General features: G+C 46.6%; 11 protein-coding genes. 1 reads left to right on the plus strand and 10 read right to left on the minus strand.

All coding sequences use genetic code 11. From position 1 onward, the window contains the following. Nucleotides 1-211 precede the first annotated feature (211 nt). On the plus strand, nt 212-1,387 hold the full coding sequence (locus WC647_00005; protein MFA6220672.1) for an ISNCY family transposase: 1,176 nt from the start codon (nt 212-214) through the stop codon (nt 1,385-1,387). Between the two features lie 214 nt (nt 1,388-1,601). On the opposite strand, the gene WC647_00010 is transcribed toward WC647_00005, so the two are convergent. The 10 genes from WC647_00010 to WC647_00055 form a co-directional block, all read right to left on the minus strand. Next, complete coding sequence (locus WC647_00010) at nt 1,602-3,395, minus strand: site-specific DNA-methyltransferase (GenBank protein MFA6220673.1); 1,794 nt, start codon at nt 3,393-3,395, stop codon at nt 1,602-1,604. Between the two features lie 3 nt (nt 3,396-3,398). After that, a complete protein-coding gene (locus WC647_00015) occupies nt 3,399-4,244 on the minus strand; it encodes a universal stress protein (protein MFA6220674.1) in 846 nt (281 codons plus the stop codon). Nucleotides 4,245-4,327: 83 nt separating this feature from the next. Continuing rightward, nucleotides 4,328-5,212, minus strand: a complete 885-nt coding sequence (locus WC647_00020; protein ID MFA6220675.1) for a universal stress protein — start codon at nt 5,210-5,212, stop codon at nt 4,328-4,330. Between the two features lie 23 nt (nt 5,213-5,235). Then, a complete protein-coding gene (locus WC647_00025) occupies nt 5,236-6,036 on the minus strand; it encodes a hypothetical protein (protein MFA6220676.1) in 801 nt (266 codons plus the stop codon). A 71-nt stretch (nt 6,037-6,107) separates the two neighbouring features. Further along, nucleotides 6,108-6,485 carry a response regulator gene (locus tag WC647_00030; GenBank protein ID MFA6220677.1) on the minus strand — a complete coding sequence of 126 codons (378 nt, stop codon included), beginning with the start codon at nt 6,483-6,485 and terminating at the stop codon, nt 6,108-6,110. Beyond that, nucleotides 6,451-9,051, minus strand: coding sequence for a PEP/pyruvate-binding domain-containing protein (locus tag WC647_00035; protein ID MFA6220678.1), 2,601 nt, complete (start codon nt 9,049-9,051; stop codon nt 6,451-6,453). Before WC647_00035 ends, WC647_00030 begins: the two co-directional genes overlap by 35 nt. Nucleotides 9,052-9,113: 62 nt before the next feature. Next, nucleotides 9,114-9,893 carry a TIGR02186 family protein gene (locus tag WC647_00040; GenBank protein MFA6220679.1) on the minus strand — a complete coding sequence of 260 codons (780 nt, stop codon included), beginning with the start codon at nt 9,891-9,893 and terminating at the stop codon, nt 9,114-9,116. Further along, nucleotides 9,893-10,822: a sulfite exporter TauE/SafE family protein gene (locus WC647_00045; GenBank protein MFA6220680.1), complete on the minus strand. Its 930-nt coding sequence runs from the start codon at nt 10,820-10,822 to the stop codon at nt 9,893-9,895. Before WC647_00045 ends, WC647_00040 begins: the two co-directional genes overlap by 1 nt. 2 nt (nt 10,823-10,824) lie before the next feature. Beyond that, the gene (locus tag WC647_00050) at nt 10,825-11,307 is read right to left on the minus strand and encodes a universal stress protein (GenBank protein ID MFA6220681.1); all 483 of its coding nucleotides are present in this window, start codon (nt 11,305-11,307) and stop codon (nt 10,825-10,827) included. A gap of 199 nt (nt 11,308-11,506) precedes the next feature. Continuing rightward, nucleotides 11,507-12,841 carry a sigma-54 dependent transcriptional regulator gene (locus WC647_00055; protein MFA6220682.1) on the minus strand — a complete coding sequence of 445 codons (1,335 nt, stop codon included), beginning with the start codon at nt 12,839-12,841 and terminating at the stop codon, nt 11,507-11,509. Nucleotides 12,842-12,865: the final 24 nt, after the last annotated feature.

Here is a 12,865-nt window from a genome sequence, read left to right on the forward strand (position 1 = left end):
AAAAGACCTTGTGACATAATTAATTAACCTCGTTGGTGATGGTTTCTCTGTGATAAAAGAATACTATCATCTTGATTTATCAAGAACAACGAGGTTTTTTACTTTTTTTCGCGAAGGATCATGGTAGATTAAACGTGTTGGGAGCAAATAAAATGTCCTGAATTATAGCACATAATATGTCCGGTTAAGTGGGTCACGATGGAGGTGACTGATGGGCCGGGCAGAGCTATTTCAGGAGATTCGGAAGATGAGGTTCGAGAGTGTTTACACTGACTGGAGAGCGCGGAGGTTGACACAGGAACAAGCCGCAATGGTTCTTGGAGTGTGCGCCAGGACATTTCGACGTCAAATCAATCGTTTCGAGGAAAATGGCGTTGAAGGCCTATTGGACAAGCGTTTGACACAGATTCCCTCTCGTCGCGCTCCAGTAGACGAGTTGTTTGCGGTTTGTGACACCTATAAAAAGCGGTATCAAGGCTGGAACGTAGCGCATTTCCATTCCCGGTATAAAAGTAACGGAGGCCAGAGGAGCTACACCTGGGTAAAAAACACACTTCAGTCCAATGGGCTGGTTAATAAGGCTTCTAAAAAAGGCAAGCATCGTAAACGTAGGGAACCTGCGCCAATACCGGGCATGATGTTGCATCAGGACGCAAGTAATCACCAATGGGTCGAGGGTAAGAAATGGGACTTGGTCGTAACGATGGATGACGCGACCAACGAGCATTATTCGATGTTTTTTGTCTATGAAGAAGGAACAGCCAGTAGTTTCAGGGGAGTCAAGGATGTGATCAGTAAACGGGGGCTATTCAGTTCCCTTTATACCGATCGGGGGAGTCATTACTGGTATACCCCTCAAGAGGGTGGAAAAGTGAGCAAGACAAATCTTACTCAGTTTGGGCGGGCCATGGCAAGCCTTGCGATACAGATGATTCCCTCTTATTCTCCCCAGGCTCGCGGAAGGAGTGAAAGAGCCTTCCGTACACATCAAGACCGTCTTCCCAGGGAACTTGCGGCTAACGGGATCACTACAATGGAACAGGCCAACCAGTATTTGGCCGAGGTATATTTGCCGGCTTTTAACGCCGAATTCATGAGGACAGCGTCCGAGAAGGGAACAGCTTTCATGCAATGGGTCGGATCAGATCTCGATGACATACTTTGTGAGCAATATGAAAGGACAGTTAACCCGGACAACTGTGTTAGTTTTGAGGGGAAGAAACTTCAGATTCCGCCTGACAAATACAGATGCCACTATGTCAAAGCCCGAGTAAGAGTACACAAGTATATTGACGGATCACTAGCTGTTTTTCATGGTCCTCGTAAATTGGCTGACTATGATAGTAAAGGCAAACTCAAGGAGGGACAATCACAAAACGCGGCTTAAAAGATTACGGCTGTCGCCGTATACTACGGGATACAACTTCAGGCTACGCCTTCCGCTGTTATCCCGTAGTTCCAAATGAGGACAGTTCATTTGCTGTAAAAGCGGACATTTCTATTTGTTGCCAACATAGTCGTAGATTAAACGCCGGAAAACAAATTATTGTGGTTGATGATCTTGAGTTAATTCATCATTATGAACTCGGGCAAATATCTCCTCACGGAATCTCAACACCGAAGACTTTCTCTGCCTCGTTTCCGAAAATGTCAATCACTCTGACTGCAATCCTTTGCTTTCCTGGTCGGACATATTTCCAGGTAGAGCTGGTCAGTTCCAGCGACCTTTTCTTGGGAGTTCTAAAATCCTGCCAGTGACTATTAAAGATTTTTTTCGTTATCACAGTCGGGAAAATCGGTAGTGATTCTTTCGCGGCTGCTCCTGCGTTCAGACCAACGCCATAATGGAAGTCAACAGACCAATAGTCTATCCAGTCAGTCCATTTCTTCGTCAACAGGTGTTTTTGTTCTTCGCCCTGCCGATTCCTCCATACCCTGAACAGGCTCCCATCTTCTTCTATCACCCTTAATGATTTCATTCTTGTCCCCGACCCGACAAGTTCTTTGAGAATTTCACGGCATGGTGGACTAAAACCTGTGAGAGTTACACAGGCTGAACAATTGAGGATGTCAACCCGGGCCTCAAAATGACCAGCAGTTTCCGGTTTGATGATGTCACTAGTCAGAGGTTGGATAGAATCAAACATTGATCCTTGACCGTCGCTATCTGGTTGAGGACCATCCGGATGAGGTTCTACCTTTGTTGTTTTTTCAGGCGCTTTTATCCTGACGGTTCCCAGCACATCAAAGCCTGTGATGGTGACATTACTGTTCAGGGCTTGTTTGACAAGGACGCTCATTCGTTTTCTACATGTGTGGACGGCTATCTTGCCCAGATCACACCCTATCCATTTTCGACCAAGCTTTTGGGCGGCTTCGAGTGTTGTACCTGAACCGCAGAAAAAATCAGCGATCACGTCCCCAGGGTTTGACCCCGTGAGGACTATTCGCTCCAGAAGCGCCAATGGCTTTTGAGTGGGATATCCCCACATCTCCGGATGAGCGTGTAAAAGGGGCATTTTCCACACATTGTCCGCCGTTCTTTGATCTCGTGTGACGTAAACGCATTTGCCGTCCGAGCCTTTTGGATAAACCTTTTTGCCGTTGACCTTTTTCATTTGGGAAACTTTGATCGGCTTTTCCCGTTTGTCAAATTGCCAGTTGAAGACGCTACTGGATGATTTGGAGTAATAAAATATTGTGTCGGTGGAGTTGGTGTATTGACGCTTACGGGTGTCGGGTATTTTGTTCGTGTAATACCAGATGATCTCATTTCGGAAAGAGCCTGGGCCAAATATTTCTTCCAGGATAGACCGTATCATGAAGTTGGCCTTACAGTCGCAATGAACCCAAATACTCCCGTCTTCAGCCAGAATATCTTTTATGAGTCCTATCCGATCGTACATCATTGTTAGATATGCGTCTGGACCGGCTTGCCATGTATCCCTGTATGCTAAGCTCTCCACAACTTGGAGTCTGTCTGATCCGTCTTCACCTATGGGAAGATTAATGTTGTAATCAGCCCCAACAAGAAAAGGGGGATCTATATATACAAGCTTGATACCTCCAACAGCCTGTATTTCATCGTGAAGTTGACCACAAAACAATGAATTCATCACGAGTTTGTTGTCACCCCGGATGATTTTGTTGGTCCAATTTGGGGCGGGAGCAACTTCCGGATCTCCAGACCGATCCGATTCGGTAGGTTGAACGCCAACACGCTCGATTAACTCGAAGTCAGCTATTTCGCGGACAGTTGAGGCCTGTTTGTCTTTCCAGACTAGTTTAATTCCGGATTTATCCAGTGTGGTTGTTCTCGAAACACCTTCAATCTGGGTGTTTTTCGCTCGATAATTATGATTCCCGATCTTTTCCCCCGACTTACTAGATTCCATGACCTAAAATGTTGACTTGTCCCTAAACACAAGTATAGGACGTGTTGTCAAGCGAGCCAGGTTTAGAGCTTCATCACTTATAAGTTTGAGATACTTGGGACGTCTGTATCCGTACGCTCCGAGCACTATGAGATCGTATCTGTGAACCGCGACATCCTTAAGGATTTGCTCCACGAAATCGCCCTTGGTCATTTTAGTGATCGGCTCGAAATCGAACTTCCTCAATATCTGTGCGCCTTGCTGAAGGGATTGTCGAGCAAACTCATCACTTTCATGCTGTCCGGTTTCCTGGACATGCAAGAGCGTAATCTCGGCGTTTTTGCCTGTCAATAACGGCGCTGTAAATTCCAGAGCCATCTGGTCGGTTTCTGAGCCCCTGTACACTATCAGGACTCTATGAATCTCACGAAACTGACGAACAATAAGAACAGGTTGTTCAGCGTTATGCAGGATCTTGGCATGAACAGCCCCCAAAAGTAAGCCTCGAAGCGATGATTGTTCATGAGAACCAAGGACAATCATGTCGTACCCATCCGACTTGGCAGTATTAAGTATTTCGTCTGCGGGATCACCTTCGAGGACTTCGAGTTGACAAGGGATCTTCGCCTTAATACAGGTCTGACAGGCGACATCGAACTGCCTTTCAACTTCCTGCACATCTGCCTTGATTGCCCCTTCCAATCCATCTTTTGATAGGAAAGGGGCATAGCTTTCAGCCGCTATTTCGGCCAGATCAGGTTTTACATGTATAGCGTCCACTACAGCATTCCGATTCTCAAGCAAATGGCATGTAAACTCCAGACCTGTATAAGTCTCGGGGTTCTTATCTACAGCCACTAAGACTTTCATTGTCAATCCTCCCTTGGCAAGACCGGGTTCAGGGGTCTCGACTGCTTTATTACCGTCGAATGTTAAATTTCTTGCCTTACAAACTATCTCATCACCAAAACGGATGTCGGACACTTGCTGACAAAACGTCCTACCCAACCGCGTGAGAAAAAACGGTTGAGAAGCGACTTTTTACCCAACCATAAGGCAAGAAGGTCTTGTTTGATCTCTTGCGCTATTACTCGCTCAAAATCTGAGATATCCATCAAGCGAGTGCTGATCTCGACTTGTCGATCGCTGTAATAATCACCGATTTCAATCAGTCTGGTATAAACGGACTTTTCCATGTCACCATTTTGGCTCAAGCCTATAAGCTCCAGACACGCCCCGTGAATTGTGATCATTTGATTAATAATCTCAAGCGATTCCTGACTTATATAACCCTGATCAAGGCAGGCCACAATCCTGGTAACCGGTTGCTGTTCCTTGACGAGCAGCACCGAGCAATCAGCGTCGTCCACCACCTGTTGAGGAGCAGCAACGGAATTGGCCCATTCGCATTTATCGCCTTTTGCGCAGCCGAGCACTATGAGATCACTGCCGTCATCCTGGGATTCTGATAAAATCTCTCGCGCCGGAGTTCCTGTCCTCAGTCGAACTCTAAAATCCTTTTTTCGGCCGGCAAGGATTTTCATCTCTTCCATAACCCCATTTTTTACGGGTATCCATTCGTACTTTCCCTCCCCAAGCTCATAGGGAGAGTCTTCACGGGTCCAACTATTCAGGAACACATCTCGATACTCTCTCAACGCCTTGCTAATGGAGGTCTCAACCGTTGAATCATGAACTTTGATTGAATCCCTGGCTGTAGCGCCGTGACTTACCCCTAGTAGAGTCACGTCCGCCCAGGTGTTCATAGCCAGTTTGATCGTTTCTTTAAGAGCGTATTCGCTATACGGATGTTCGTCTCCGGCAAATAGAATTCTCATGGCGCTTCTCTCTCCTTGAGCCCTCAGTAAAATGCTATCAGAGAGGCCGTATTGACTAAACTGAGCCATTCCAGCTCAACACTGTCTTTTCGGACTGCTCTGTCTAATCCTATTGCTACTAAACCACAGTCTTTTAAATCATCTTCCTTCGGTTTGGAAACAACTTCAGGGTCCAGCGGTTTCTGTTCAACTGTGCAGCCAACCTGTTCCAAAATGCCGGTCGATTCGAGAACCTTCTCTTTGAGGTCAGGTTCATGAGGCCCGGATCCATGATGCTCGGGATATGCCAAAACCAGAGGAACTGACGATCCCTTCCAGATTTTCTCAAACGTTCTTGTTAAAGCTTCCGTCCCTGGAATGTCTAGACACAGCAGCAAAACATTTTTCATTTTTCTCAAGGACTGAACAAGGATTAGGGGACACGTCAGCCGTTGATAAAACTTAGTGTGCGCCAACTTGTAAAGTTCCGCATGGTTCCATAGAAAATCCACGCCCTCGACATATAGATCAAACTGGCCTTCCTGTGCTACTTTGCTGACTTCCGAATGGCGGTCTCCATATATTACCCTAGGGTCAGACAGTTTTGGACAAAAATCCATCTCCGGGGCTATCATCTTGGATATCTCTTCTTTTCCCCTTTCAATCATCTCGCGTTGCCAGGTTCTGCTAGCCCACCCTGCGCCTCGAAAAGAATCATGGGAAAGAGATTCTTTGACATAAACCGGATGAATTTCTACATCAATGGATCCTCCAAGTTGACACGCAAAGCGGATAGCAAGGCTGGAAGCCAGATCCACTTCAATTGACACCAAAGTCTTAATCACGTCTTGGTCCTCCCTTATGGGATAAGAGGCTGTTAGTTCGGAGGGGTTCTCTGCTGTATAGGACCCTCGGACTACTCACCTCGGATTTTGGCTTCCGCTCGGGTTACTACGTCTTGAATTTCACTCAGCTTGAACGGTTTGGCAATGAAATCAAAAACACCCTTGTGAAATGATTCCTTCGCCGTTTCCATTGTCGCAAAGCCTGTAATTACAATAACCTCCGTTTTGGGCGACCGTTGTTTGGCTTCGGTCAGAAGCTGCATACCGTCTACACCCTTCATTTTCAAGTCAGTGATAATAATGTCATAATTAATATCCTTGATTCGTTCCATCGCGTCCGAACTTTGGGTGAAGGTATCAACCTCGTAACCCTGCTTCTCAAGAGCAGGTTTTAATCGTTTGCAAACGATCGGCTCATCGTCCAAAACCATAATTTTTAATTTGCTCATTTTCTCCTCCCGCCGGCAAGGATCTCGCGAGATTCGCATACCGGTCAAAAAACTGTTCGACAAACTGATCAACGTCCTGATCACTTCTTAACTGTATATCCAGTTGTCTACTAAAACCAATCAAGGCCCCTATAACCTGCAGGCGGCTTTGGATCTCCTCTTTTGGAAGATCCATCAGTCGAGCGACCACGAGGTCTCCTTTAACTACAACATTGAAGAGATAATTCGATAGTATTTGAGACAACACTTGCGCTCTGCGCGACCGGCGTGTCAGATCAGTGACTCCTCCTACAAACCTGAAATAAATGTGATTTCGTTGGGCCTCGTCATACATGGTAGCGTCGATCAGATTGAAATGATATCCAAGCCTTAAATGAAGATTCATATAAAGTTCAGTAACTACAGCAAGGTTGAACCCTGCATTCGCTACTCCACCACCAGCAGCGTCCCAATTCCTCGTGAGGCTCGACATTAAACCTTTGAAATCAACTGCGACCGGATGGGTGCTCCATGTATCCGGGTGGCAAACGCCCTGCCAAAGAGCCATCAGAGGTAATGAGCGAACTGATTCAATTTTGACTTTGTTTCCCGCCAGTTCGGGATCAATCCCGCCGCCTAAATCCAATATCCTCAGGTTCAGGGGAACATCCGATTCCAAGGTCCAGACCTTAGCTCCTTTAAAACGGGGAAGCGCTCCTGGAATCTCCATCAACTCCTGGACGGACTTCTCATGAATAAAACGGATCATGTCATGAACCGACACACAACCACTTGGAGTAAAATCTGGCGCATAAGGGTCTATTAGGTGCAATGAAGCGATTCTTTTGAGGAGTCTTCTCAACAAACGAAACTCTGGTGACTCCTCAAAAACCATTGATTGGACGCGTTCAAAATTTATGAGTTCGTCAACCTTGCCCGAGTAGACGGTACGATGGTGGGTGTCCAGGGTTATTTCCATGTCGTCTCTAAGTATTTCAGTGGCTTTGTCGATTCCGAGGAGAGCGGGAACCCTGAACTCCCTGGCAATTGTAGCAAGATGCCCGGCGGCAGACCCACGTTCGGCTATAATAGCCGCGGCGTTTGGGACAATTTGAGCAAGCCACGGGGCGGTATATTTTGTCACAAGGACCGCTCCTTCGGGAAAAGTGGACATATCTTCATGAATATTGACTATATGGACTGGGCCTGATCCTATACCCGCATGAGCCACAACGCCTTCATTCTCGATCAAGACAGGGTAAGTCGAAAAACGTTCCCTGATGTTTTTGTCCGTTCCCGCATCTTCCGGGCTTATCGCCAATCTTCGACACTGAAGAATCCAGATCTGATCTTCCGAATCTATCGCCCATTCTATTTCCTGGGGACGCTTGAAGTACCTTTCCAGAGCCATAGCCCATTTGGCCAAGGCGTCTACCGTGGATTCAGAAATCGAAGATTCACTACGTATGTTCTTGGGTAACGTTGCTTCTTCTTCGCCTCCTCGTGACGCTGCCTTTATAAATGACTCCTTATTTGCGATTCGTTCCAACACAACTTTGTGAGGATGGGCCCTTTCGACAACATAGAGGTCGGACGAATCCCGCCCCTCTACTACCGTCCGACCTAACCCAAACGCCGCGTAAATTGCAAGGCAATCGGGTTGTCCGGATTCCAGAGATAATGTTTGAATGACGCCGCTGGCCCGGCTATCGATCATCTCCTGACAGAGCGCCGCCATTGCCGCTTCTTCACCGATCATGCCCATCTGTCGCCTGTAAATAAGGGCCTCGGGGGAATAAAGACTAGCCATAACCTTTTTGTATGCGTCGAGAACCTGGGACGCTGGGGCATTCAGAATGCTTTCATGCAAACCGGCGAATGACACATCTCCGTCTTCGCCATATGCGCTGCTGCGTATAGCCCAGTATACATTATCAGTTTTTGTCTGGGTCTTTATCTGTCGGGAGACGTCCTGCGGTACAATACCCGCCAGTATGCTGTATCTGATCTGACCGGAAGCCTTTTCCAATGTCTCCTTGCCGGATACCCAAAGTTCAAGCCAGGAATGAATCCGGTCTTCAAGGTCGTTATAATCTATGAACCGATTATACGCTCGGTTAGTGATAACAAATCCGGACGGGGCAGGAATTCCCAGCTTGTGCATGATCTCGCCCAGAGCGTTTGCCTTCCCGCCGGTCAGTTCGGGCGTATCCAGTGGCATGTCTGTAAGGGACACGACATAAGGAGCGTTCGACAGCGCAAGACGGCCCCTGAGTTCCATCTCAATGGGAAAAAAGACTCTATCAAGCGTTGGATATAGCTCGTAGTATCGATCTGATGAAATGAGATTAAGACCTTTTACCATTCTCAGAAGCAAGTCCTGTAGTTCAGCTATAGAATCGACCAAGTATTTTCTGTCAAATATGTAATCACCACCCGATTTTTCTCCTAGGTCAGCTATTAGCTCCATTGCTTTCTGGTGGTTCTGGAGTAAAACCTGGAACTGCTCGAACACCTGCTGAAAAGCTACTCTCTCACGTTTTCGAGAAACCAGTCTCTGAATTGTTTTTTTTAATCGAGACCACACTTGAGACAGCTCCTTCGCCTCGGCAAGCGCTCGCTTATTAATCCCAAAAGGTTACGAAATTTCTAATGCGCGCCCTTGCCCCCAAAAACAAAACCCATAATAAATCCACTTACGATAGCTATGATTACGGCTAATGAACCATAAAGCAAAGCGTGTTCAAAGGCCAAAGAGAACAACAGCTTTGGCAAGCCTTTCATTTCTACTGTAAACTCTGTGATTTCCTGTTCCAAGAGTTTCTCGTCCTTCATCACGGAAAGCACTACCTGGTACGTTCCCGGAGCAATATTGCTGGGAAGGTTGATATTGCCTTCAATTTTTTCGCCTTCACTGTTGGTCTCTTTAACTTTGATCGCCCCAGGAAAAATTCCGTAGAGACCTTCACTCTCTTTGAGTTGCAGGAATTGTTCGAACAGAACGTCGGCTCCAACCTTTGGTAATTTTCCTGAGAAGAGGATAATCTTCTTCAATGCGGCGTAACCAAAATTGGCGCCAAGATCCTTCTTTAGAATAGCCCCGGATTCGTTGGTTAGCATTAAATACATTGAGGGGGCCGCCTGAACTTCGACCTCTCCAACATTCATCCAGAGACCGCCCCTACGCCCTTTTCGCAGCAGTTCCTGTTTATGGGATTCTCCCTTGATCTCAATAATGGAAAGACTTTGAGGGGGTACGGTCGCAGTAATAGACATGGGAGCGCCCTGAAAGGTTTCCCTGATATGAATTTCGGATGGGGTAAGTCTAAGGTCTCTCGAAGCCGCAAAGGCTGTCGGGACAACCAGATTTGTTAATAAGCAGGCCAGGATGAAAACTAAACCGATCCGGACACCATTAATTTTATTCATTAGTGTCCTCCCTTATAGGCGAGCATCACTGAAGGCGCAAGGATCAGTCCAACAAGCATTTGGACCATCACAAGCAAAACGACTGAAGCCAGGATTATTTTCAACTGGTCACCTTTGAGCCTCCTGCTTAAGCGTGCCCCGAATTGAGCCCCTACCGTTGAACCTAACAAAAGGATTATGGCGAGTATCATGTCAACAGTATGGTTCTCAACCGCCTGCAAAACCGTCACATTTACACATGTAAAGAGGATCTGAAAAAGGCTTGTGCCTACAACGACATGCATTGGCATTCGGAGCATGTAAACCATGACCGGAACCATTATGAAGCCGCCACCTACACCCATTATGGCAGCCAGGATACCTACAAATATCCCAAGTATGATCGGCAAAAAAATTGATAGTGTTACACCGGATTTAGGGAACTTCATTTGAAACGGAAGCGATTGTACAGTCCGCACATAAAGTGATGGTTTTGAAGTCTCGACTTTTCTTGCCACCATCGAAGCCTTACGCAGACTCTGAAGACTCTCCATAAACATATAGGAGCCTACCACGCCTAGCATGACCACATATGTAATTTTGATGACAAAGTCCGCGTTTCCCATGCTGCGCAGGACCTTGATCAGTTGAACCCCAAGGCCACCTCCCAGAACACCGCCAATTAATAGCAACGCCCCCATCTTGAAATCCACATTGCCCATTCGGTAGTGGGCGTAAGTAGCGGACGTTGATGCGGCGACGATCTGATTTGAATCAGACGCTGCAGCCACGAGAGGTGGGATACCGGCCATAATGAGTAGCGGGGTCATTAAGAAACCACCTCCAACTCCAAAGAGTCCGGAAAGGAAACCTACCGCTCCCCCGAGACCGAGTAACAAAAAAATGTTTACGCTCGCGCCGGCTATCGGCAGATAAATACTCCAACTCATGATCAGATCTCCCTCGATGGGTCCCTCAAACGTAAATCGGGCACTCGAGTAACTTGCCCAGCCTTTTGCACCAGAAGAATTTCGCCTTCAAATCGTTCTCGAAGAACCTTCAATTCCTGACCGAAGACGGAATTCTCGGCTAAATTGGGTTCCTCCGGGCCAGCCATTACTATGAACTGAACAGAAGGGTTAAAAGAGGCGAATCGTGTGATCTCCTCAAAGAAATTTCCTGACGCGAAGAAAATCTCCATCGTGACCCCTGCCTGTTGACTTTGTTCGACAAGCTTGTCTAACCAACCATTTAGACTATCGTCGATGTCGCTGACCGAGACTATGGACCGCCCATGTCGTTTACCCCGTATTGGAGTCGAAACGACGATCAAGACGATTGCCCCTTGTATTCTTGCTGCCAACTGAATGCTATACAAGGCGGATGAATCGGTAATCAAATTTAGGTCAACTGCGGCAAGAACTTTCTTACCCATGGAAGATCTCTCCTCTTTAATTCTCCTTTAATAGAGCAAAAACAAGGCCAAACTTGATAAATGAATTAAATCAGTAAGATATTGATTTAGGAGGTTTCCGCCCTAGAATAAGCGTGTTTCAGAATGAAAAGGAAATAGGATGTTGTACGCAAAACGTGGCAAGAATAAAGAAGGATAGAGATGTTTCAGAATGAATTAGTCATCGCGAAAGGCCGTACTTTTTCAATTTTCTCCAGAGAGTTGTGCGAGGAAGTTTTAGTATTGTCGCAGCCTTACCTAAATTATGATCTGTGAACCGCAGCACACGACGGATGTAATCCCGTTCATGTTCTTCAGATGTTAGCCATTTCCCGTATTGTGTGACCGAGTACTCCCGCAAATCCGGGGGGAGATCATGCAAAGTAATGGATTCCCCTTCGGCAAGGGCTACCGCTCGTTCTATTATGTTTTCCAGTTCTCTCACATTGCCTGGATATGTATAACCGAGAAGGATTTCTCTAGCGGATCGATCGATTCCTGAAATTTTCTTGGAGAATTTGGTCACATACTTCTTGGTAAAAAAATCGATCAGCACTGGGATATCTTCTTTTCGATCCATAAGGCCGGGAAGATTGATTTGAACCACATTCAACCTGAAATACAAATCTTCTCGAAATCTTCCTTCTTGGACAGCCTTTTTGAGATCTTTGTTCGTCGCCGCAATGAATCGAAGATCCAACTGGATGGGCCTGTTAGCCCCCACACGCATTATCTGTTTTTCCTGGATAACACGTAAAAGCTTGCCCTGCATTGAGATGGGCATATCCGCTATTTCATCCATAAAAGCGGTTCCGCCGGACGCTGTTTCCAAAATGCCTATTTTGGTGGCGGTAGCTCCTGTAAAGGCTCCCCTCTGATACCCGAAAAGTTCGCTCGCTATCAGTTCTTCCGTGAATCCCCCACAGTTGAAAGCCACAAACGCTCTTTCCTTGCGTCGACTTTGACGATGAATTGATCTGGCGACGAGTTCTTTCCCTGTTCCACTCTCCCCTTGTATCAGAACATTGCAGTCCAGGGGCGCCACCTTTTCGACCAATCGGAAAACTTCTTTCATCCCGGGACTGACACCTATCATCGCTCCCAAGGAGTCTAGGGGACTAATAAATGATTTTAGTGAGCGGTTTTCTTCGATCAGTCGTTTCTGGTCGCGAACTTTGGAGGCGAGGTGTCTTATTTCATCGAGCTTAAGTGGTTTAGCCACATAATAAAAAGCCCCCAGTTTTACTGAGTCAATTACCGATTCTATCGACGAGTAACCGGTTATAAGGATTATGTCCATTTCGGGAAATCGTGGCTTGGCTTTTTTTAGGACCTCGATACCACTCATCCCCGGCAGAGAGATATCCAAAAACGCCAAATCTACCGGAGAGTGCTCCAGGCTCTTAAGAAATTCTTCTCCAGACCCGTAAGTCTCGACAGTGTAACCCTCCTTGACAAGAGCCTTTTGCAGCCGAATCCTGACAATTTCTTCATCATCAATTATTGCGACGCGCATGTTGTTTCCGGCCTCACTTGAAAT

Source organism: Desulfomonilaceae bacterium (assembly GCA_041662605.1).
Lineage (GTDB): Bacteria > Desulfobacterota > Desulfomonilia > Desulfomonilales > Desulfomonilaceae > CAJBEZ01.